Here is a 21,980-nt window from a genome sequence, read left to right as displayed (position 1 = left end):
CGTTGGTCGGGGCGCTTTCGCCCCATTCGCAATATCTCTGAATCGCAACACCCCGATTCACGTCCACAGGAGAAGCATCGATGTCAGAAATCAATGGCAAGGTCGTCATCATTACCGGTGCCAGCAGTGGCCTCGGCGAAGCCACCGCCCACCGTCTGGCCAAGGGCGGGGCCAAGCTGGTACTTGGCGCTCGCCGTGAGGATCGTCTCAAGGCACTGCGTGACGCCATCGTCGAGCAGGGCGGTGAGGCCATCTACCGGGTGACCGACGTCACCGACCGCAGTCAGGTCGAGGCGCTGGCCCAGGCCGCGAAGGAGGCCTATGGCCGCATCGACGTGCTGATCAACAACGCTGGCCTGATGCCGCTGTCGCCGCTCGATCAGCTCAAGGTCGACGAGTGGGAGAAGATGGTCGACGTCAACATCAAGGGCGTGCTCTACGGCCTCGCCGCAGTGCTGCCGACCATGCGCGAGCAGCATGCCGGCCACATCATCAACCTGTCGTCGGTGGCCGGGCATGTGGTCTTTCCGTCCGCCGCCGTCTACTGCGCCACCAAATATGCGGTCAAGGCGCTGTCCGAGGGCATTCGTCAGGAAGGCGGCGAGGAAATTCGTTCCACCAATATCTCACCGGGCGCCGTGGCAACCGAGCTGACGACCACCATCAGCGATCCTGAAACCGCCAAGGGCGTGGGTGAGCTCTACGAGATGGCTATCGACGCCGATGCGATTGCCCGAGCGATTGCCTTCGCTATCGAGCAGCCGGCGGACGTTGACGTCAACGAACTGATCATTCGCCCGACCAAGCAGCCCCTCTAACCAGGCAGCCGCTCGATGACACCGCCGCGACCGGACAATGGTCGCGGCGGTGTCGTGTCTAGGCGGGGAGTCAGCTATGCGATTGGTGACGCTTGAGATCGGGGCTCAGCTCGACCGCATAGTCGGATGTGCCGTGCGTCAGCGAGTGCAGTTCGTCCGGAAGCCGCGTCAGGGCGTCCTGCACGCGCTCCCGGGCGCGATCGGCCTCGGCCATCTCCGTCTCGTCGACTCGACCGGCCCGGACGAGCGGTCGCAACAGCGGCTCGCCCTCGGCGATCGGCTCGTCACGCAGCGCGATGAGGTCACCGGCGTAGCGGCCCTGGTCATCCAGGCGTCGGAAGAGCTGCTTGCGGCAGGGCAGGTTGATCTTGTTCGGCGAGTGCTTGACGCGTGGCGTGCCGGCGTATTCCACCAGCTTGTAGGACAGGTCGATCACCGGGGCATCTGACGGCGCGCCCATCTCGGTACCGACACCGAAGGCGTCGATAGGGGCACCGTCGGTGAGCAGGGCGTCGATCTTGTGCTCATCGAGGCCACTGCTGGCGACGATCTTGATGTCGCCATGCCCGGCATCGTCGAGCAGGCGTCGTGCGCCCTTCGCCAGTTCGCCCAGGTCGCCGGAGTCGAGTCGGATCGCCTTCACGCCGACCCCGGGTTCCTCGCGCATGATCTCGATGACCTTGCGGACCCCTTCCAGGGTGTCGTGGGTATCCACCAGCAGGGTAGTGCCGGGGTAGTGGCGGGCGAAGGCACGGAAGGCGTCCCGCTCGTTGTCGTGGGCAAGGATATAGCTGTGGGCCATGGTGCCGTTGATCGCCAGGTCATGTCGCAGCCCGCCGAGCACGTTGCTGGTGCCGGCCAGCCCCGCGGTACGGTAGGCTCGCACCCCGCGCACCGCGGCGTCCACGCCATGCATGCGGCGCATGCCAAAGTCGATCACCGGTCGCCCGCGTGCCGCCATGACAATACGCACGGCCTTGGAGGCCAGCACGGTTTCCAGCTGCACCAGGTTCATGATCAGGCTCTCGAGCAGTTGGGCCTGGGCGATGGGGGCGTCCACCTCGAGCAGCGGCTCGTTGGCGAATACCGGCGTGCCTTCGCGAAGGGTCCAGATATCACCCTCGAAACGCCAGTCTGCCAGCCATTCGAGAAAGCCGTCCTCGAACAGTCCCGTGTCGGCCAGGCTTGCCAGGTGCGACGGGGTAAAGTGCAGCCGACTGGCCAGCTCAGCGGCGTGCTGCTGGCCGCAGGCGAGCATGAAGCGGCGCGAGGGCGGCAGCCGGCGAAAGTACAGGCTGAAGGTGGCCCGCTCATGCATCGCCTCCTTCCAGTAGGCCTGGATCATGGTCAGTTGGTAGAGGTCGGTGAGCAGGGCCAGGTCCGCATCCGCTACCTGTACGGGTATGGGCGTGTTCATGTAAGGACCTCGGCACCGGCGTCCATGAACTCGCGACGGCACTCGGCCACGGCCGCGGGGTCCACTGCCGCACTGAGCTCCTCCAGCAATCGCGTCTCGAAGCCCTCTCGCCGCGCTTCCAGCACTGTGGCCCTGACGCAGACATCGAGTGCCAGGCCGCAGACAATTACCCGCTCGATGCCCTTCTTGTGCAAGTAGCCGCCAAGCCCGGTGCCGTCGAAGGCGGAATAGGCGTCGGCATCGAAGGCCGTGGCCTTGCTGAGTCGAATGGCGCTGTCGGGAAGCGCCAGGTCGGGATGATAGGCAGCACCGACGGTGTCCTGCACGCAGTGCACCGGCCAGGGGCCTCCACGGTGAGTGAAGCTGACGTGATCGATAGGATGCCAGTCGCGGGAGGCGACGATCAGCGCTCCGGCGGCATGGGCTGCCCGGATCTGGGCGTTGATAGCCGGCACCAGCGCGCTGCCGCCTTGCACCGCCAGGGCGCCGCCCTCACAGAAGTCGTTCTGCATGTCCACGACCAGCAGGGCGTCGCGGGGGGTGTAGTCCACTTTCATCGCCATTACGTCCCTCCTTGATGGTCGTTGGGTGTCGTCACAACCATCGACACTTTCAGCATAAGCCCTGTTCAGCATAAGCCCTGTTCAGCCTCAGACCTTTTCAACCTAGGACCTGACCGGACCGAAGTGTAGGGCGATTCAATAGCCGGCGTCGCGGTCGACGGTGTCAAGCGCCTTGCCCGCTTCGAAGGCACGCAGGGCGTCAGCTACCTGATCCAGCGCCGCCTTGAGGGGGGTGGGGCCGGCCATATGGGGGGTGACCCAGACACGCGGGTGCGTCCACAAGGGGCTGTCGGCGGGCAGTGGTTCGCGGGGAAAGGCGTCGAGGATGGTGCCACGCAGCCGGCCCTCTGTCGCTCCATCCCCCAAGGCATCGAGCAGGGCGGCTTCGTCGATCAGCGTGCCACGGCCCGGATTGATCAGGCTGGCGCCCGGCGGCAGCGCCGAGAGCGTCTCGGCATTGATGATATGGCGCGTCGCCGGGGTGTCGGGCAACAGCAGCACCAGCGTCGATACCCGGCCGAGCAGGTCGGCGAGACCGTCGTCGCCGTGATGGCAGGTGATGCCCTCGAGCGACTTTGGCGAGCGGCTCCAGCCATGCACAGTAAAACCGTCGTCGGCGACCATGCGAGCCACCTTGGCGCCGATGGCACCGAGCCCGAGGACGCCCACCGCCCAGTCGGCCTTGTCGACCACGGCATGCTCGTGCCATTCGCCGCGGGCCTGCTGGCGCGCGTAGCGGTCGAAGTCGCGCTGAAAGTGCAGCACGCCGTAGCGCACGTAGTCGCCGATCAGCTCGGCCATGCCGGCGTCGCGCAGCTTGACGATCGGCACATCCGCGGGGAGCCCGGGGTTGCTCAGCAGGGCGTCGACCCCGGCGCCGAGGTTGACGATGCCCTTGAGGCGGGTCGGCTCGCGCAGCATCGCCTCGGAGGGTTTCCACACCGCCAGGTAGTCGACGTCGCGTCGCTCGGCAACCGGTGCCCCGCTGGTGATGATCTCGGCCTCGGGCAGGCGCTCGGCCAGGGCGTGGCGCCACTGATCGGCATCATCGATATGCACCATAACCTTCATGAAGTCTCCTCCTGGTAACTCCCTGTCATGATGGGAGTCGCGCGGCGTGGCTGCAAGGCGCGACGGTGGAAAGGAAATGCTTGACCGGCTACCGTACCTAGGGATTAACCTCCCCTCTGATGCGGGTGCTAATTGAGCAACGCCATGACACCCCGGTCCGGCCTTCTCGCCAGGGAGAAGGCCGGTTTTCTTGATGATGCGACGGTGAGTGGTGCCATGACTGAGGTTTCCCTGCCTTTCACGCGTGAGGAGTATGCCGGTCGACTGTGGAAGGTACGCGCCGAGATGGCCAGTCGTGGCATCGACGTGCTGATCATCAGCGATCCTTCCAACATGGCCTGGCTGACCGGCTACGATGGCTGGTCGTTCTATGTGCACCAGTGCGTCCTGGTGGGGCTGGAGGGCGAGCCTGTCTGGTACGGCCGGCGCATGGACGCCAACGGGGCGCTGCGTACCTGCTGGATCCATCCTGACAACATTACCTATTACCCGGATTATTATGTGCAGAATCCGGATATGCACCCCATGGATTACCTGGCCCAGTCGATCATGCCCGACCGCGGCTGGCATCAGGGCATGGTGGGCATGGAAATGGATAACTACTATTTTTCGGCCAAGGCCTACCTGAGCCTGCAGCGTGAACTGCCGCATGCGCGCTTCATGGATGCCAACGCCCTGGTTAACTGGTGTCGCGCCATCAAGTCGCCTCAGGAGGTCGCCTACATGCGGGTGGCGGCCAGGATCGTCGAAGGCATGCATACGCGTATCCTCGAGGTCATCGAGCCAGGTCTGCCCAAGAGCAAGCTTGTGTCCGAGATCTACCGGGTGGGGATCGAGGGCTGGGTCGACGACAACGGCAAGGTGCATGGCGGCGACTATCCGGCCATCGTGCCGATGCTGCCCACCGGCAAGGACGCTGCCGCCCCCCACCTGACCTGGGACGACACCCCCTTTCGCAAGGGCGAGGGGACCTTCTTCGAGATCGCCGGGGTGTTCAAGCGCTACCATGCACCGATGTCGCGCACGGTGTTCCTGGGCCGGCCGCCGGCCGAGTTCGTGCGCGCCGAATCGGCGCTGCTCGAGGGTATCGAGAACGGCCTGGCGGTGGCCAAGCCCGGCAATCGTACCGCCGATATCGCCATGGCCCTGGGGGCGGCGATGGACAAGTACGGCTTCGACCGGGGAGGTGCGCGTTGCGGCTATCCTATCGGTATCAGCTATCCCCCGGACTGGGGCGAGCGCACCATGAGTCTGCGTCCCTCGGATGAGACGATCCTGCAACCGGGCATGACCTTTCATTTCATGCCCGGCCTGTGGGAAGACGATTGGGGCCTTGAGATCACCGAGAGCATCCTGATCACCGAGACGGGATGCGAGACCCTGGCCGACTTCCCACGCCAGCTGTTCGTGAAGTAACGCTCACTTGCCCGTGTTAGCGCACTCAAGCGGTTTGCCAAGAAGGAATCTGTCATGACCAACCGATCCGGCCCAATGCGGCCCAGCCCGATCAGCGCCACCGTGGACTTCGACGCGGATGGCGTCCAGCACGGCTTTCTCAAGCTGCCCATCTCCGTCGATGAGTCGGCCTGGGGCGCGGTGATGATCCCGGTTACCATGGTCAAGAATGGCCCCGGGCCCACGGCGCTGCTGACCGGTGGCAACCATGGCGACGAGTACGAAGGCATTACCGCGCTGATGAAACTCGCCAGCGACCTCAAGGCCGAGGACGTGACCGGTCGGGTGATCATCGTGCCGATGATGAACGTCCCCGCGGCGATGGCCGGCAAGCGCACCTCACCCATGGATGGCGGCAACCTCAATCGCAGCTTCCCCGGCAACCCCGATGGCACGGTGACTCAGAAGATCGCCGATTACTTCACGCGGGTAATGGTGCCGCTGTGCGATGTGGTGCTCGATCTTCACTCCGGCGGACGCACCCTGGACATCATCCCCTTCGGCGCCTCCCACGTGCTCGACAACGCTGACCAGCAGCGCCAAGCCCTGGAGGGCGCCAAGGCCTTCGGCGCCCCTTACGCCATGATGATGTTCGAGCTCGACGCCGCAGCGCTTTTCGATACCGTGGTGGAATCCCAGGGCAAGGTGTTCGTCGCCACCGAGCTCGGCGGCGGCGGCACCTCCACGCCACAGAGCCTGGCGATCACCGAGCGCGGCATCCGCAATTTCCTGATCCAGTTCGGCCTCACCCGAGGTGAGGTGACAATGCCCACCGAGCCGCAGGTCTACCTCGACATGCCCGACGCCAGTTGCTATGTGCAGAGCGAGCATACCGGCCTGCTGGAGCTGACGCTGGCGCTGGGCGAGCCTGTGGAGAAGGGCGAGGTCATCGCTCGGATCTACGACATGACCCGCAGCGGCACGCCGCCGGTGGAATATCGCGCGCAGCGCAGTGGCCTGCTCGCGGCACGTCGTTTCCCGGCGCAGGTCAATATGGGCGATACCATCGCTGTCATCGCCGAAGTCGTCGATTCATTGGGATGATCACTGCCCGAGAAACGCATGAAGCCTGCCACCAGAGACGCGCATGAAGCTTGATCGCTATGACCTGAAGATCCTCGAGATTCTGTCTCGAGACGGGCGCATTACCAAGTCGAAACTGGCCGAGGCAATCAACCTCTCGGTCAGCCCCTGCTGGGAGCGGGTCCGCCGGCTGGAGAAGGCCGGCATCATCGAGGGTTACGGCGCGCGTATCAACGCCGAGGCGGTGGTGCGGCGCACGCCAGTGTGGGTGCAGATCGAGCTCAAGGCGCACAATGCCGACAGCTTCGCGCGTTTCGAGGCGCTGGTTCACGCCACGCCCGAGGTCACCGAATGCGTGGCGGTGGGCGGTGGCGTCGATTACCTGATCAAGGTCGAGGCCGACTCCATCGATGCCTATCAACGCTTGATCGATGCCTGGCTGACCGGCGAGGCGGGCATCGAGCGCTACTTCACCTACATCGTCACCAAGACGGTCAAGCGCCCCGCGCCGGGTGTCTCGCTAGACGATGTGGTGCAGGATTTCCAGCGTCGATAAACCTCAAGCGAAACTTCAGCGTTGATGTCATTGACGTAAGAACTGGCTTAAGCTTGTACATCATTAGTGAGCCAGACTCACCCCCGCCGGGCGATCCCACCGGCATGGTGCCGGTCGGTGTCGACAGCGCCCTGGAAGAATTTCGAGATCGCCTGACGAAGAGAGACCACGATGTCCTATTTCACGATTGCCGGCGTGCAGATGCACGCCCTTCATCACGGCGACAACACCCAGGCCATGCGCCATCGGGTCGATGTGCTGATGAGCCGCTTCCCGCAAGTCCAGATGGTACTGTTCAGTGAACTGATGCCGATGGGTGCCTCGCCGCTCCATGCCCACCCGATGCCCAGCAATGCCGAAGCCATGTTCTGCCAGCTCGCCGAGCAGCATCGCATCTGGTTGATTCCTGGCTCGATGTTCGAGAAGGTCGATGACCGGATCTACAACACCCTGTCGGTGATCAACCCGCATGGCCAGGTCGTGGCCCGCTATCGCAAGATGTTCCCCTTCCTCCCCTATGAGGCGGGCGTGGAGAGCGGCAGCGAGTTCGTCACCTTCGACGTGCCCAACGTGGCGCGCTTCGGGGTCTCGATCTGCTATGACATGTGGTTCCCCGAGACGACCCGCACCCTTGCCGCCATGGGCGCCGAGGTGATCCTGCATCCCACCATGACCGATACCATCGATCGTGACATCGAGCTGTCGATTGCTCGAACCAATGCCGCGATCAATCAATGTTACTTCTTCGATATCAATGGCGCCGGCGCCATCGGTAACGGCCGCTCCATCGTCGTCGGACCCTCGGGTGACGTCATCCATCAGGCCGGTACGGGAGAAGAAGTCATGCCCATCGAGATCGACCTCAACCGGGTGCGTCGCGAGCGTGAGACCGGCCTGCGCGGCCTGGGTCAGCCCTTGAAGAGCTTCCGCGACCGCAGCGTCGACTTCTCGCTGTACCAGGGCGAAACCCGCTCCACGCCGTTTCTCGACACCCTAGGCCCGCTGGCCAAGCCATTGCGGGCCAATGTCGAGGACTACTGATCGATGACGACTGACCGGCACTCGCCGCCAAGTGACGGTGAGGCAAAAAACAAGAATGTTAATAGCTCATAAAGGAGAACAATATTCTCGAGCGCCTGATGTTGGCCTTGCGTCGTCTGTTTGGCCAGCTACCAACGCAAGTGTTTGCCACTGCCGTGCCTGCTGGTGCCGGGCCGGTGCCTGCCAAGACCGATGGAGCGACCCCGATGAGCAGAATAAAAAACATTGCCGATGTCCGCCGACACTTCCTGAACAACAAGGAGCCGATCTACTTCATTTCGGCGACCAATTTCAACCTGCTTGGCATTGGCGACTGGGTGGGTAACTTCCGCCACATCAATTACATCGATTGCTTCGAGGGCCAGCAGCGCAACGTCTTCGTCCCCAAGCAGAAATTCCCCCGCGATTTCGAAAGCATCGAGGACATCAACAACTACCTGCTCGAGCACAAGGAGGTCATCGACTTCATTCAGTCACGCGCCGATGGCGACAATGCCGGTGTGGCCGCGTTCCTGATGTTCGATGAGCACACCGAAGAGATCTGCCAGCAGCTGGGACTCAAGGTTGCCTTCCCGCCGGCGGCGCTGCGTAGCCGCATGGACAACAAGATCGAGACGGTGCGCATCGGCAACAAGGTGGGCGTGCCCAGCGTGCCCAACGTACTGGCCAAGGTCGGCAGCTATCAGGAGTTGTGTGAGGTCAGCCGCGACCTGGGCACCGACCTGGTCGTACAGACCGCTTTCGGCGATTCCGGCCACACCACCTTCTTCATTGCCAGCGAAGACGACTATTACAAGCATGCCGAAGAGATCGAGGCCGAATCCGAGGTCAAGATCATGAAGCGCATCAATTGTCGCGGCTCGGCCATCGAGGCCTGCTCCACCCGTTGCGGCACCGTGGTGGGTCCGTTGATGACCGAGCTGGTGGGCTTCAAGTCGCTGACGCCCTATAAAGGCGGCTGGTGCGGCAACGAGATGTTTGCCGGTGCCTTCAGTCAGGAAGTGCGCGACAAGGCGCGTGAATATACTTTCCTCTTCGGCGAGGCGCTGCGGGAGGAGGGTTACCGTGGATATTTCGAGCTCGACTTCCTGGTCGACATGGATTCAATGGAGGTCTATCTCGGCGAGCTCAACCCGCGGGTCACCGGCGCAAGCTCGCTGACCAACGTCGCGGCCTTCGCCCACTCCGATATCCCGCTGTTTCTCTTCCATCTGCTGGAGTTCTCGGACGCCGATTTCGATCTCGACATCGACGAGATCAACGAGCGCTGGTCTCATCCGGACAGTGTCGACAGCTGGAGCCAGCTGGTGATCAAGCACACCGACGAGAGCGTCGACCTGCTCACCCAGGCCCCGCGCACCGGCCTGTGGCGCATGACCTCGGACGGTGTCATTGCCTACGATCACTATAATTACCACCCGCACGCTGCCGAGAATGAGAACGAAGCCTTTTTTCTACGCATCAGCGGGGCCGGCGACTTCCGCTACGAAGGGGCGGACCTGGGCATCCTGATCACCCGTGGGCGCTTGATGGACGATGACTTCCAGCTCAACGAACGGGCCCACGCCTGGATCGCCGGCATCCGCGGCCAGTATGCCGGCCAGTCGCTGCAGGACCCGGTCGTGGAGGAGGTTGCGGTCAGCCATGCCGTTGGCGGCGGCAACTTCAAGATTCTTTGAGAAGGCAGGATTCCTTGAGGGAGGTAAGAAGCGTCACCTCGCGTGGCGCTTCACTGGCCGACATGGAAAAGACGCTGGTTTTTCGTTCGGTGCGCGAGGGGCCGCCGGGCCCCAAGTGGCAGTCGTTGTTCGACTACCACTGGCCGGCCTATGAGCAGTGGTACCTGGCCGAGGGCGAGCGCGAGCGTCCCGCCTATCTGGCCTGCTATAACGCGCTGAAAAAGCATATGCCCGAGCTGGTGCCGACCTACCAGACCTTGTGCGACCTGGCCGGCGGGGGAGACCTGGCCTCGCGTTTCCTGAGTCTCTACCAGCCACCACCCTACATCACCGGCTGCTCCCAGGCGGTGCTGGCAAGCCCATCCTCGACGGTGCTGGCGCGCAACTACGACTACCCGCCGGAGCTGTGTGAAGGCACGATTCTCTACACCAACTGGAACGGACGTGGGGTGATCGCCATGTCCGACTGCCTATGGGGCGTGCTGGATGGCCTCAACGATCGCGGCCTGACCGTGTCGCTGGCCTTCGGTGGCCGCAAGGCGGTGGGCGACGGGTTCGGCGCGCCGATCATCCTGCGCTACATCCTCGAGTTCTGCGACAGCGTCCCCGAAGCCGCCGAGGTGCTGGCCCGGGTGCCGACTCACATGGCCTACAACATCACCGTGGCCGATGCGGCCGGGCGCTACGTCACGGCGATGATCGCACCTGACCGGCGGGCCAGCATCCGACGTGTCGCGGTGGCCACCAATCATCAGAAGAAGATCGAGTGGTATGCACACGCCCTGGCCTCCGAGACGCTGATCCGCGAGCGTCAGCTGTCGATCCTGGTCGACGACGAGGCCACGACTGAGGAGCGCCTGATCTCGGCCTTCTCGTCCCCGCCGCTGTTTCGCCACGACTATTCACGTGGGCTGGGCACCATCTATACCGCGGTCTATCACCCTCGCGCCGGACAGGCGCGGTTCCATTGGCCGGGCAAATGGCTCGACTTCTCCTTCGATGATTTTTCCGAACAACAACTGATGGTCCGTTACGGTGCGCGCAACCTGAATGTCGGGTGAAGCCCCGGGGCAGGCTAAGGCCTTCGATCATCTCCATTACGCACGGGTGCCGTCATGCAAGAGACAAGCAATTCCGAAACGCCTTATACCGCATTGGGTTTTTACCACAAGATCTCGCAACTGCGTGCCGATACCTGGAACGCCCTCAAGCGGGATCTCGGCCAGCTGGTGCGCCTGGATGACGGGAGTCGTGACAAGAACCTGATCAAGGCCATCGACGTCAAGCTGACCCGACTGGAAATCATCGAGGACTACCATGCCTTTCCTTCCAAGGAGGACTTTCGGCATCTATGGGGGCTGTTCAACCGAGGGGAATACGTGCTGCTGGAGAAGGTGGTCAAGCGCCTGGTGCGCGCGCTGATCAGCGAATCCTATCGTCGGCGGCATGTGGATCTCAGCGAAACCGATGCCGATGCCGAAGACCTCGAGACCCTGGATGCCCTGAACCAGCTGCGGCGTGGCCATCCGGCATCGAACAGCTCGGCGCAGCCGTATTTCGAGCTGTTGATCGTCGACAACCTGTCTCCCCAGGAGGAGGAGGTGGTCCGCGAGGCGTTCCACAACATGCGCCGTCCCGAGGACCGTTTCGTTTACGACGTGGTCACGGTGAGAAGCTTTGAGGACGCGTTGATCGCGGTGCTGGTCAATCCCAATATCCAGGCCTGCCTGATCCGCTATGAGTTTCCCTACAAGTCAAAGTACAACCTCAGTGCCCTGCGCAACTACCTCGAGGGTCTCTCGGAGAAGTCGCTGGAAAACCAGTCCGAGGCGGAGCGCAGCATCCTGTTGAGCTCGATGATCAACGAGCTGCGCCCCGAGATCGACCAGTTCCTGGTCACCAGCGGGGATGTCGAGGCAACGGCGAGCCGCGACATCCGTTACTTCAACCGCATCTTCTATCGCGAAACGGACTATATCGAGCAGCATCACACCATCCTGCGAGCCATCGACAACCGCTACCGCACGCCGTTCTTCGATGCCCTGCGTGAGTACAGCAGGAAGCCCACCGGGGTCTTTCATGCCATGCCCATCTCGCGCGGCAAGTCGATTACCCGGTCACACTGGGCCGGGCAGATGATCGACTTCTACGGCATCAACATCTTCCTCGCCGAGACGTCGGCGACCTCCGGCGGGCTCGACTCACTGCTGCAACCCTACGGCCCGATCAAGAAGGCCCAGGAGTATGCCGCCCGGGCCTTCGGGGCGCGGCAGAGCTTCTTCGTGACCAACGGCACCTCTACCGCCAACAAGATCGTGGTCCAGGCGCTGGTCAAGCCCCGCGATATCGTGTTGATCGACCGCGACTGCCACAAGTCGCATCACTACGGCATGGTGCTGGCCGGCGCCCATGTGAGTTACCTGGACTCCTACCCGCTCAACGATTACTCCATGTACGGTGCGGTGCCATTGCATGACATCAAGAAGACGTTGTTGAGCTACAAGCGTGCCGGTCAGCTCCACAAGGTCAAGATGCTGCTGCTGACCAACTGCACTTTCGACGGTGTGGTTTATAACGTGCGCCGGGTGATGGAAGAGTGTCTGGCGATCAAGCCCGATCTGGTGTTCCTCTGGGACGAGGCCTGGTTCGCCTTCGCGGGTTTCAACCCCACCTATCGGCCGCGCACCGCGATGCATACCGCGCGTACCCTGTGCGATCGCTACCGCAGTGCCAGCTACCGGGATGAGTACGCTATCTGGAAGGCCGAGTTCGACCAGCTCGACCCCGATGATGACGCCACCTGGCTCGACCGTCGCTTGATGCCGGACCCCGAGACCGTGCGCATCCGTGCCTATGCCACGCACTCCACGCACAAGACCCTGACCTCGCTGCGCCAGGGCTCGATGATTCACGTCTGGGACCAGGACTACCGCCAGCGGGTAGAGGCGCCGTTCCATGAAGCCTACATGACCCACACTTCCACTTCGCCCAACTATCAGATCATCGCCTCGCTGGACGTTGGGCGCATGCAGGCCGAGATGGAAGGTTTCGAACTGGTGCACTCGCAGGTAGAGGCAGCACTGACGCTGCGCGAGCAGTTGTACACCCACCCGCTGCTGCAGAAGTACTTCCGGGTACTCAAGAACAGCGACATGGTGCCCGAAGAATATCGCGAGTCGGGTGTCGAGTCCTACTACGACCCGGTGACCGGCTGGAACCAGATGGAAGAAGCCTGGGCGCGCGACCAGTTCGTGGTCGACCCGACCCGGGTGACCATCGCCATCGGCACGACCGGGGTCGACGGCGACTCCTTCAAGAACGAATACCTGATGAACAAGTACGGCATTCAGATCAACAAGACCTCGCGCAACACCGTGCTGTTCATGACCAATATCGGCACCACGCGCGGTTCCATCGCCTATCTGCTCGATGTGCTGATCAAGCTGGCCAAGGAGTTCGAATACCGCTGGGAGGAGAGCAGTCGCCCCGAGCGCAAGATCATCGAGAACCGGGTACGCTCGCTCACCCAGGAGCTTCCCCCGCTACCGGACTTCAGTCGCTTCCACGATGCCTTCCGGCCCGACCCGGACGGGAACACGCCGGAGGGGGATATCCGTCGTGCCTATTTCCTGAGCTATGACGAGGAAAATACCGAGTACCTGCGTTTCGACAACGGCGAGCTTCAGGCGCAGATGCGTGCCGGCCGTGACGTGGTGTCGGCAAGCTTCGTGATTCCCTATCCGCCGGGCTTCCCGGTGCTGGTGCCGGGGCAGGTGGTCAGCGAGGAAATTCTCTACTTCCTGCAGGCACTCGATGTGACCGAGATCCATGGCTATCGCCCCGAGCTCGGTCTGCTGGTCTTCACCGAGCAGGCGCTGGTCGACCCCCCGAACGGCTGAGCCTTCCGCCCCCTCGCCGGGGGCGGTACTCGTATGCGCAGAAAAAACCGCACGTTTCCCGCTCAGGACAAAAGATTCTCTGGCAAAGTGTGCCATTAACAAAAAGTCCCCTCTCGTCGAATCCCTTACCCTGTCTTCATCGAGTCGCCCAGGATGCTTGTCGATCAGGCGGCCCGGCCATTTATTGCCCCGGCAGGACCGTTCCCTGCCGCGGTGTCAGGGGAGGTACTCATGAAACTGTCCAAGACTTTGTTGAATGCTCTGGAAGATCCGCGTCTGTTTCGCCAGTACGCCTATGTCGATGGCAAGTGGACCCATGGCGATGGCGGCCGCGAAGAGGCCGTGATCGATCCGGCCACCGGCGAAGCCCTGGGGCATATCCCCTGGCTTGAGGCCGATCAGATCCTCGCCGCGGTGGACGCGGCCGACGCAGCCTTCGTGCACTGGCGGGCCTTGCGTGCCGACGAGCGTTGCGAGCGCCTGCTCGCCTGGTATGACCTGCTGCAGGCCAATCGCGAGGATCTGGCTACCATCATGACGCTGGAGCAGGGCAAGCCGTTGCCCGATGCGCGTGGCGAGGTGGAATATGGCGCCAGCTTCGTGCGCTGGTTCGCCGAGGAGGGCAAGCGCACCTTCGGCGAGACCATTCCGAGCCACATTCCCAACGCGGCGCTGGGCACGATCAAGGAGCCGGTAGGTATCGCCGCACTGATCACGCCGTGGAACTTCCCGCTGGCGATGATCACCCGCAAGGCCGCGGCGGCCATGGCGGCGGGCTGCACGGTGATCGTCAAGCCCGCCAACGAGACCCCGTTCTCGGCGCTGGCACTGGCCGAGCTGGCCGAGCGGGCCGGGATTCCCGCCGGTGTGTTCAACGTGGTGCTGGGCGACCCGCCCGAGGTGTCGAAACTGCTGTGTGCCGAGGAGCGGGTCAAGGCGCTCTCCTTCACCGGCTCCACCCGCGTGGGTCGGCTGCTGCTGGAGCAAAGCGCGAGTACCGTGAAACGTGTCTCTCTCGAGCTGGGCGGCAACGCGCCCTTTATCGTCGGCCCGGACATGGACCCCAAGGAAGCGGCCTATGCCGCCGTGGCGGCCAAGTTCCAGACCGCCGGTCAGGACTGCCTGGCGGCCAATCGCATCCTGGTCCACGAGTCGATTCATGATCAATTCGTTGAGCAGTTTGCCGAGCGCATGGCCGCGCTGACCGTGGGTAACGGCCTGGAAAGCGAGGTCGACCTGGGGCCATTGATCCATCGCCAGGCGGTGGAGAAGGCCGCCGCCATCGTCGACGATGCCATCTCGCGGGGCGCCACCCTGGTGGCCGGCGACCAGGGCGCCGCGCCCGGCCCGAACTTTTTCATGCCGGTGCTTTTGACCGGCGTGACGCCGAAGATGAAGGTCTGGCGCGAAGAGAATTTCGCCCCGGTGGCCGGCATCACCGCCTACGCCGATGACGACCAGGTCATCGAGATGGCCAACGATACCGAGTACGGCCTGGCGGCCTACGTCTACACCCATGACATTCGCCGCATCTGGAAGCTGCTGCGCGCGCTGGAGTACGGCATGGTCAGCGTCAACTCGGTGAAGATGACCGGGCCCCCGGTGCCGTTCGGCGGCGTCAAGCAATCGGGGCTGGGCCGCGAGGGCGGCATCACCGGGATCGATGAGTACCTCTCGACCAAGTATTACTGCCTGGGTGGGCTGGGCTCCGTTTCTGGTAGTTGAGCTTGCTGCGCTCGGCCATGCGGCGTTGGATCTTTATTCGAACATGCTCATTTACAGAACGTAAACTCCGCTGTTCTCGTCAAGATCCGCCTTGTCTGGCCTTCGCTCGCAGAGCTCTCATGATTAGTTGTTACCATCAATTGAATATCCTCCCCGGTGCAGCCGGGGAGTTTACCTGAGAGAGAAGAGATATGAGCTTGCACCAGGACCTGATCGAGCGCGATCGCAAGGTGACCTTCCATGCCTCCACCCACCTGCGCGACTTCGCCCATGGCGATGCGCCGGGGCGGGTGATTACCGGCGGCAAGGGCATTCATATCGTCGACAAGGATGGCCGCGAGTTCATCGACGGGTTTGCCGGGCTCTACTGCGTTAACATCGGCTATGGCCGTACCGAGGTCGCCGAAGCAATCTACCAGCAGGCGCTGGAGCTGTCCTACTATCATACTTATGTGGGGCACTCCAACGAGCCGCAGATCGCGCTCTCCGAGAAGATCCTCGAGCTCTACGGTCCGGGCATGTCCAAGGTTTACTACGGCATGTCGGGCTCGGACGCCAACGAGACCCAGCTCAAGATCGTGCGTTACTACAACAACGTGCTGGGCCGCCCCCAGAAAAAGAAGGTGATCTCGCGGATGCGTGGCTACCACGGCTCCGGTATCGCCTCGGGTTCCTTGACCGGCCTCAAGGCATTTCATGACCACTTCGACCTGCCGATCGACACCATTCGCCACACCGAAGCGCCGTTCTACTACCACCGCGCCGCCGAGCTCGAGGGCATGACCGAGCGTGAGTTCTCCAAGCACTGCGCGACGAAGCTCGAGAAGATGATCCTGGCCGAAGGGCCGGACACCGTGGCCGCCTTCATCGGCGAGCCGGTGCTCGGTACTGGGGGCATCGTGCCGCCGCCGGAAGGCTACTGGGCCGAGATCCAGTCCGTGCTCACCAAGTACGACGTCCTGTTGATCGCCGACGAGGTCGTCTGCGGTTTCGGGCGCATCGGCACCGAATTCGGCAGTCACTTCTACGGCATCAAGCCCGACCTGATCACCGTGGCCAAGGGCCTGACCAGCGCTTACCAGCCGCTCTCGGGCGTGATCGTCGGCGACCGCGTCTGGCAGGTGCTCGAGCAGGGCACCGGCGAGTACGGCCCGATCGGCCACGGCTGGACCTACTCCGGCCATGCGCTGGGCTGCGCCGCGGGCCTGGCCAACCTGGCGATTATCGCGCGCGAAGGACTGACTCAGAATGCCGCCGAGACCGGCGCCTACCTGCAGCAGCAACTTCAGGTGGCTTTCGGCGATCACCCCATCGTCGGTCAGGTGCGCGGCGTGGGCATGCTGGCGGCGGTGGAGTTCTCCGCCGACCCGGCCAGGCGGGCGCATTTCGATCCGGCGCTCAAGGTCGGTCCGCGCATCGCCGCCGCAGCCATGCAGGAGAACCTCATCGCCCGCGCCATGCCGCAGGGGGATATCCTGGGCTTCGCGCCGCCGCTGACCACCAGCCGTGCCGAGGTCGACGAGATCGTTGCCCGCGCCAAGCGCGCGGTGGACAAGGTCACCGAGCAGCTGGTTCGTGAGGGTGTGGTCAAGGCAACAATGCCAGTCGGCTAAACCGAATCCCAGCCGAACCCAATGGCCGCGGGGAAGTACCTCTCGGCCATTTTTTGTTCTTTGTATCTAAGTTCTCTATGTCGATGAAGCTGCGAGCACGCCGCACTTGAGTATGGGATGACAGAGAACTCAACATGATTTTATCTCGGGCGGCCGACCTTTCCCGGTTCCTTCATACAACGACGCGATCAGGGGGCAGGTGACGCTGTCCTGCTGGGCGTGACATTGTTGCAAAAAGTCTCTCAGCACTTTCTCGATCGGCTGCAGTCGATCAAGTTTCCCGCACGTTCCGCAATTTTTTCACGGCGAGCTCGCTGACTTCCTGACGGTGGGTGCCATCTTCCAGCCGGAGCAGGTCTCCAACCTCTTTGAGGCTGAAGCCCAGTTGCTGCGCCGTCTTCGCGAACGTCAACCTGTCGATATCGGCGGCGCTGGCGTTGCGTGCAAGGATGGCCGGGCAGGAGCTCGGCGATGAGCTATTTCCCTACCTGACCATGGTGGAGGGTCTCAAGCTCTGCGCCCAGACTTTCACCAAGGATGTGAAACACCTCTCCTGCTGCCGGGGGATAGCGGCCAACTGCCTCACGATCTTGCCGTATGCTTTCTCGCACCGAAAAGGGCGCTGGTTTCGAGCTAGTCTTAAAGACGGCTACAGGCCTACTTTTTAGCCTGGTTCGGGATTTTAGGCACGGCAGGCTCTCTGGAAAAGGTCAATCAACGTGTTCGCCCTGGCCATACGCCACGGCCTTACCACTGCGGACCTCAAGACGGCTATGTTTGCCTATCCCACCGTCGCCTCTGACGTCGGCTCGAGGCTCTGAACGTTGCGGAGGAGGAAAGAGCATCCATGTATCTTTGACTTCTGTACTGGTCGTTCCTATTTTGAGGTTACCGAGCCATTTTACAGATCCACCAGGCGCACCTGTTCAATTTAGAGGTGACATGAAGGTTAAGAGGATGCGAAATGATGCGGTCCTTTCTCACTCTTCGTGCCGCACTTAGCCGCCACTTCTCTACGGTGAAAAGGTCGCCACGGTAGCGGGAGCGCTGGGGCTTGTCGTTTATTTACTGCATCGAGCGTGAAATTTAGATAGCCGCGTTCTTGATGCTTTCAGGTCATAGCGTAGTAGCCATCAATCTCTGGAGTCGTTGCAATGGAAGGAACCAGCCTGAACCACCAGTATTTGCATGTCGACGGTCATCGCATCGCTTACCTAGAACAAGGCGAAGGCAATCCCGTCATCTTGTTGCATGGCATTCCCACATCGAGCCTGATGTGGCGTAATGTCATTCCAACGCTGGCACGCGACCGTCGCGTGATCGCCCCCGACATGCTGAACTACGGCAAATCGGATAAACCGCTCGACGCCAACGTCTCGATTGAGGCACAAAGTCGAATAATGCTTGGCTTGATGGACGCGCTGGGCATCCGACGGGCCGATATCGTGGCGCATGATATTGGAGGCGGAGTAGCGCAGATCATGGCCGTGAATTATCCCGAGCGGATCGAGCGTCTGGTGCTGGCCGATGCGGTATGTTTCGATTCCTGGCCGATTCCCGAATTCGAGCCGCTGCGGGACCCCGGCGCCGAGCAGCAGATGAGCCTAGGCGATTTCGAGCAGATGCACCGCGATTTTCTCCCCAAGGGACTCCATGACCAGAGCGTTGCCACCGCGGAACTTGCAGACATAATGGTGGAGCCTTGGCGAGGCGAAGCAGGCAAGCGGGCCTTCTTTCGAAATTTGCGTAGGCTCAATCCCGAATACACGCTCGCCATCGCCGATGAACTACCGCATCTTCCCCATGAAACCTTGATCCTATGGGGGCACCACGATCCTTTTCAGAAACCCGAATACGCGGAAAAACTGAACTCGACGCTGCCCAACGCTCGCCTCGAGTGGGTGGATGCCGCGCACTGGATTACCGAAGAGAGGCCCCAAGAGGTTGCCGAAAGTGTCGGCAGGTTCCTGTCGAGCTGAATGGAATGTTGGTTTTTCCTCTTGCCCGGGAGGGTAAACTTTCCAGGAGGATCGAGACATGACCCTGACGGCTCTTGCGATCAATTGCACGCTGAAGCCCACACCGGCGGACTCTTCTTGTGCCCTACTGCTGGGTAACGTCCTGTCCGAGCTGGAACGGCACGGAGGTCAGTGGCAAGACGATTCGCGCCGTGGATTACGACATCAAGCCAGGAGTGACTTCTGATGAAGGCAATGGCGACGAATGGCCGCTCATTATCCGCCAATGACTCGTTTGACTAGCATGATAAAGACGCATGGCAACTCAACGAGTGAGATTGCGGCATGACTCTGCCCCGGCACGGCGTTTCCCTATGCTCCCTCTACCAGGCCCGCCAACGTATCGCCGGACAGGCCGTGCGCACCCCGCTGGTCCGCTCGCCTGCGCTGTCGGCACGCTTTGACGCCGAGATCCTGCTCAAGCTCGAGACCCTCCAGCCGACCGGCGCCTTCAAGCTGCGTGGCGCGACCAACATGATCGCTGCGCTGATCGAGCGCCATGGCCGCGACGCCCTGCGGGCAGGGGTGACGACCGCTTCCACCGGTAACCATGGCCGGGCGGTGGCCCATGCGGCGGCGCATCTTGGCGTGCCGGCGGTGATCTGCCTCTCGCGGCTGGTTCCTGCGAACAAGGTGGTAGCTATCGAGGTGCTGGGCGCCGAGGTGCGTCGTGTCGGGCGAAACCAGGACGAGGCGTTCATCGAGGTCGCGCGCCTGGTCGATGAGGAAGGCATGACCCTGATACCGCCGTTCGACGATGCGCTGGTCGCCGCAGGGCAGGGCACTATCGGCCTGGAGCTGATGGAGGACGCGCCGGAGCTGGACCGGGTCTTCGTCGGGCTCTCTGGCGGCGGTCTGCTGGGTGGTATCGGGGCCGCTATCAAGGCGATCCGGCCGGCGACGCGAATCACCGGTGTCAGCCTGTCGGACGGGGCCGCCATGTGGAAGAGCCTGCAGGCCGGGAGGCCCGTCGAAGTCGAGGAGGTGGCGAGTCTGGCCGATTCGCTGGGCGGCGGGATTGGCCGCGACAATCGTTGTACCTTGGCGCTGGCCCGCGAGGTGATGGATGAGCATTTTCAAGTCTCGGAGGTGGCCATCGCTCACGCCATGGTCGATATCCTCGAGCACGAGAAACTGCTGGTGGAGGGGGCCGCGGCGGTGGGGCTGGCCGCCATCGTCGAGCACAAGCTGGACGTGCGGGGTCAGAAAGTGGCCCTGATCCTCTCCGGCAATGGCGTTGCACTGGAGACCTTCGACCGTGCTCGCGCCCTAGCGGGGCGCTGAGGTAGGCTGATTGAGTTGCGTGTAATGGAGAGGGGGCGTTTCATGCAGTGCTATGACCGCGAGGCCATCATGGCCGCCGTAACGCTCGATCACGAAGCGCTAGCCGCCGTGGAAGCGGGCTTCAAAGCCCTGGGCCGTGGCGAGGTCATCCAGCCGCCGATTCTCTCTATGGCCATCGAGGAGTCCAATGGCGAGGTCGACGTCAAGACCGCTCATATCCGCGGCGCCGAGCGATTCGCCATCAAGGTCAGCCCCGGTTTCTTCGATAATCCCAAGATCGGCTTGCCGAGCCTCAACGGTTTGATGATGGTCTTTTCGGCGAAGACCGGGCTGGTGGATGCCATCCTGTTCGATGAGGGCTATCTGACTCTGGTGCGCACCGCGCTGGCCGGCGCCATCGCCGCCAAGCACCTTTCGCGGGAGAGCAGTTGCCGGGTGGCGGTACTGGGCGCCGGGGAGCAGGCCGAACGCCAGGTACAGGCGCTGCGCCTGGTGCGCAACATCGACACCGTCGATGTCTGGGCGCGGCGCCGGCAGGGCGCGGAGACCTACGCCGAGCGGCTCCGGGCCGACGGGCTCAGGGTGAACGTCCACAACGAGGTGGCCGAGGCCTGTGCCGCGGTGGACATCATTGTCACCGCCACCCCGTCACGGGTGCCGCTGCTGCATGCCCGGGATCTGCCCACGGGCGTGCATGTCACCGCCATGGGCTCGGACAGCCCCGACAAGCGAGAGCTGGATGCCACGGTGCTGACCTGCGCCGACGCCTTCGTCTGCGACACGCGCGCCCAGAGCGAGGGCAACGGGGAGCTCAAGGCGTTCGAAGGCGGGGAGGTGCCCTTCAAGGTCCATGAACTGGGCCGGGTGATCGCCGAAAGACAGCGGTTGCGCCTGACGGACGACACGCTGACGGTGTGCGACCTCACCGGCACCGGCGTGCAGGATACCGCCATCGCCAACTTCGCCCTGACGAGGCTCGTGGCCGGCTGAGGTCTGTCGCCACAGGTCGACTTGTCCTGGCCCTCGCCCTGGCGCAGGCTTGAATGATCGATGGATTGATGGAGCAAGAGCATGGCAACGGTACTGGCCTTTGATGTTTACGGCACCTTGATCGATACCCACGGCGTGGTCGCCGAGCTGGAAACGCGCCTGGCGACGGGCGGTAAGGCAGCGTTGGCCCCCGAGTTCTCCCGCCGCTGGCGCGACAAGCAACTGGAATACAGTTTTCGTCGTGGCCTGATGGGGGATTACGTGGACTTCTCGCAGTGCACCCGCGAGGCGCTGGAGTTCACGGACCGCGCGCTGCAGACGCGTTTCTCCGACGCTGACAAGGACCACTTGATGGCGACCTATGCCCGCTTGCCGGCCTTCCCCGATGCCGCGGCGGCGCTCGCACGCTTTCAGGAAGCTGGCGTAACCTGCGTGGCGTTTTCCAACGGCAGTCGGGAGGCAGTCGAAGGGCTGCTGAGTCAGGCCGGCATCCGGGAGCGCTTCGATGAAGTGATCAGCGTGGAGGAGGTCAAGCGCTTCAAGCCCGACCCTGCCGTCTATGCCCATCTTAGAAATCGCCTCGAGGTCGCCCCTGGCGATACCTGGTTGGTCTCCAGCAATCCCTTCGACGTGATCGGTGCCCGCCATGCCGGCCTGCATGCCGCCTGGGTTCGGCGCAGTCTGGATGCGCCTTTCGACCCATGGGGCATCGAGCCCGACATGACCGTGCCCGACCTCGATGCCCTGGCCGAGCGATTAGGCTAGACCACCGGAATGACATACCAGCGCCCCGCGGTCGGTTATCTGGCCGCGGGGCGTCGTGGCAGG

Annotated in this window: 18 protein-coding genes; 14 read left to right on the top strand and 4 right to left on the bottom strand. The window is 62.8% G+C overall.

Annotated elements, in window-relative coordinates:
- Positions 1-80: 80 nt before the first annotated feature.
- Positions 81-818, top strand: a complete 738-nt coding sequence (locus tag BM341_RS04380) for an SDR family oxidoreductase (protein WP_089793268.1) — start codon at positions 81-83, stop codon at positions 816-818.
- A gap of 70 nt (positions 819-888) precedes the next feature.
- Here BM341_RS04380 and BM341_RS04375 read toward each other — a convergent pair whose 3' ends face one another.
- The 3 genes from BM341_RS04375 to BM341_RS04365 form a co-directional block, all read right to left on the bottom strand.
- Positions 889-2,235, bottom strand: a complete 1,347-nt coding sequence (locus BM341_RS04375) for a nicotinate phosphoribosyltransferase (RefSeq protein WP_089793266.1) — start codon at positions 2,233-2,235, stop codon at positions 889-891.
- A complete protein-coding gene (locus BM341_RS04370; protein WP_217646170.1) occupies positions 2,232-2,798 on the bottom strand; it encodes a nicotinamidase in 567 nt (188 codons plus the stop codon). The genes BM341_RS04375 and BM341_RS04370 overlap by 4 nt, the downstream gene beginning before the upstream one ends.
- 135 nt (positions 2,799-2,933) lie before the next feature.
- The gene (locus BM341_RS04365; protein WP_089793264.1) at positions 2,934-3,869 is read right to left on the bottom strand and encodes a 2-hydroxyacid dehydrogenase; all 936 of its coding nucleotides are present in this window, start codon (positions 3,867-3,869) and stop codon (positions 2,934-2,936) included.
- 216 nt (positions 3,870-4,085) lie between these two features.
- On the opposite strand from BM341_RS04365, the gene doeA reads away from it, so the two are divergent.
- From doeA to BM341_RS04320, 9 genes are all read left to right on the top strand, one after another.
- Entirely contained in the window at positions 4,086-5,285 is a 1,200-nt protein-coding gene (gene doeA / locus BM341_RS04360; protein WP_089793453.1) for an ectoine hydrolase DoeA, read from the top strand.
- 54 nt (positions 5,286-5,339) lie between these two features.
- On the top strand, positions 5,340-6,368 hold the full coding sequence (doeB, locus tag BM341_RS04355; RefSeq protein WP_089793262.1) for a N(2)-acetyl-L-2,4-diaminobutanoate deacetylase DoeB: 1,029 nt from the start codon (positions 5,340-5,342) through the stop codon (positions 6,366-6,368).
- Between the two features lie 43 nt (positions 6,369-6,411).
- Complete coding sequence (locus BM341_RS04350; RefSeq protein WP_089793260.1) at positions 6,412-6,903, top strand: Lrp/AsnC family transcriptional regulator; 492 nt, start codon at positions 6,412-6,414, stop codon at positions 6,901-6,903.
- Positions 6,904-7,074: 171 nt separating this feature from the next.
- The gene (locus BM341_RS04345) at positions 7,075-7,944 is read left to right on the top strand and encodes a carbon-nitrogen hydrolase family protein (RefSeq protein WP_089793258.1); all 870 of its coding nucleotides are present in this window, start codon (positions 7,075-7,077) and stop codon (positions 7,942-7,944) included.
- A 98-nt stretch (positions 7,945-8,042) separates the two neighbouring features.
- Positions 8,043-9,623: a biotin carboxylase gene (locus tag BM341_RS04340; RefSeq protein ID WP_281246479.1), complete on the top strand. Its 1,581-nt coding sequence runs from the start codon at positions 8,043-8,045 to the stop codon at positions 9,621-9,623.
- 14 nt (positions 9,624-9,637) lie between these two features.
- Positions 9,638-10,684: a C45 family autoproteolytic acyltransferase/hydrolase gene (locus BM341_RS04335; RefSeq protein WP_245784157.1), complete on the top strand. Its 1,047-nt coding sequence runs from the start codon at positions 9,638-9,640 to the stop codon at positions 10,682-10,684.
- Between the two features lie 54 nt (positions 10,685-10,738).
- Positions 10,739-13,522 carry an aminotransferase class I/II-fold pyridoxal phosphate-dependent enzyme gene (locus tag BM341_RS04330; RefSeq protein WP_089793255.1) on the top strand — a complete coding sequence of 928 codons (2,784 nt, stop codon included), beginning with the start codon at positions 10,739-10,741 and terminating at the stop codon, positions 13,520-13,522.
- Between the two features lie 231 nt (positions 13,523-13,753).
- Positions 13,754-15,247, top strand: a complete 1,494-nt coding sequence (locus BM341_RS04325) for an NAD-dependent succinate-semialdehyde dehydrogenase (RefSeq protein WP_089793253.1) — start codon at positions 13,754-13,756, stop codon at positions 15,245-15,247.
- A 191-nt stretch (positions 15,248-15,438) separates the two neighbouring features.
- A complete protein-coding gene (locus BM341_RS04320; protein ID WP_089793251.1) occupies positions 15,439-16,860 on the top strand; it encodes an aminotransferase in 1,422 nt (473 codons plus the stop codon).
- A gap of 271 nt (positions 16,861-17,131) precedes the next feature.
- On the opposite strand, the gene BM341_RS19465 is transcribed toward BM341_RS04320, so the two are convergent.
- Positions 17,132-17,272, bottom strand: a complete 141-nt coding sequence (locus BM341_RS19465; protein WP_245784156.1) for a MerR family DNA-binding protein — start codon at positions 17,270-17,272, stop codon at positions 17,132-17,134.
- A 742-nt stretch (positions 17,273-18,014) separates the two neighbouring features.
- Here BM341_RS19465 and BM341_RS04305 point away from each other — a divergent pair.
- From BM341_RS04305 to BM341_RS04285, 4 genes are all read left to right on the top strand, one after another.
- A complete protein-coding gene (locus BM341_RS04305; RefSeq protein WP_089793247.1) occupies positions 18,015-18,839 on the top strand; it encodes an alpha/beta fold hydrolase in 825 nt (274 codons plus the stop codon).
- A 324-nt stretch (positions 18,840-19,163) separates the two neighbouring features.
- Positions 19,164-20,162, top strand: coding sequence for a hydroxyectoine utilization dehydratase EutB (eutB, locus tag BM341_RS04295; RefSeq protein ID WP_089793245.1), 999 nt, complete (start codon positions 19,164-19,166; stop codon positions 20,160-20,162).
- Between the two features lie 42 nt (positions 20,163-20,204).
- Positions 20,205-21,152 (top strand): cyclodeaminase, encoded by a 948-nt coding sequence (locus BM341_RS04290; protein WP_089793243.1) that lies wholly within the window; start codon positions 20,205-20,207, stop codon positions 21,150-21,152.
- Between the two features lie 81 nt (positions 21,153-21,233).
- On the top strand, positions 21,234-21,917 hold the full coding sequence (locus tag BM341_RS04285) for a haloacid dehalogenase type II (protein ID WP_089793241.1): 684 nt from the start codon (positions 21,234-21,236) through the stop codon (positions 21,915-21,917).
- Positions 21,918-21,980: the final 63 nt, after the last annotated feature.

Origin of the sequence: Halomonas korlensis (assembly GCF_900116705.1) — a bacterium.
GTDB lineage: Bacteria > Pseudomonadota > Gammaproteobacteria > Pseudomonadales > Halomonadaceae > Halomonas > Halomonas korlensis.
This window is presented reverse-complemented; position numbering and strand designations above follow the sequence as displayed.

Bases quoted from the DNA above. Each gene is read 5' to 3' on its own strand.
- BM341_RS04380 (WP_089793268.1), top strand. From the start codon at position 81: ATGTCAGAAATCAATGGCAAGGTCGTCATCATTACCGGTGCCAGCAGT.
- BM341_RS04375 (WP_089793266.1), bottom strand. From the start codon at position 2,235: ATGAACACGCCCATACCCGTACAGGTAGCGGATGCGGACCTGGCCCTG.
- BM341_RS04370 (WP_217646170.1), bottom strand. From the start codon at position 2,798: ATGGCGATGAAAGTGGACTACACCCCCCGCGACGCCCTGCTGGTCGTG.
- BM341_RS04365 (WP_089793264.1), bottom strand. From the start codon at position 3,869: ATGAAGGTTATGGTGCATATCGATGATGCCGATCAGTGGCGCCACGCC.
- doeA (WP_089793453.1), top strand. From the start codon at position 4,086: ATGACTGAGGTTTCCCTGCCTTTCACGCGTGAGGAGTATGCCGGTCGA.
- doeB (WP_089793262.1), top strand. From the start codon at position 5,340: ATGACCAACCGATCCGGCCCAATGCGGCCCAGCCCGATCAGCGCCACC.
- BM341_RS04350 (WP_089793260.1), top strand. From the start codon at position 6,412: ATGAAGCTTGATCGCTATGACCTGAAGATCCTCGAGATTCTGTCTCGA.
- BM341_RS04345 (WP_089793258.1), top strand. From the start codon at position 7,075: ATGTCCTATTTCACGATTGCCGGCGTGCAGATGCACGCCCTTCATCAC.
- BM341_RS04340 (WP_281246479.1), top strand. From the start codon at position 8,043: ATGTTGGCCTTGCGTCGTCTGTTTGGCCAGCTACCAACGCAAGTGTTT.
- BM341_RS04330 (WP_089793255.1), top strand. From the start codon at position 10,739: ATGCAAGAGACAAGCAATTCCGAAACGCCTTATACCGCATTGGGTTTT.
- BM341_RS04325 (WP_089793253.1), top strand. From the start codon at position 13,754: ATGAAACTGTCCAAGACTTTGTTGAATGCTCTGGAAGATCCGCGTCTG.
- BM341_RS04320 (WP_089793251.1), top strand. From the start codon at position 15,439: ATGAGCTTGCACCAGGACCTGATCGAGCGCGATCGCAAGGTGACCTTC.
- BM341_RS04305 (WP_089793247.1), top strand. From the start codon at position 18,015: ATGGAAGGAACCAGCCTGAACCACCAGTATTTGCATGTCGACGGTCAT.
- eutB (WP_089793245.1), top strand. From the start codon at position 19,164: ATGACTCTGCCCCGGCACGGCGTTTCCCTATGCTCCCTCTACCAGGCC.
- BM341_RS04290 (WP_089793243.1), top strand. From the start codon at position 20,205: ATGCAGTGCTATGACCGCGAGGCCATCATGGCCGCCGTAACGCTCGAT.
- BM341_RS04285 (WP_089793241.1), top strand. From the start codon at position 21,234: ATGGCAACGGTACTGGCCTTTGATGTTTACGGCACCTTGATCGATACC.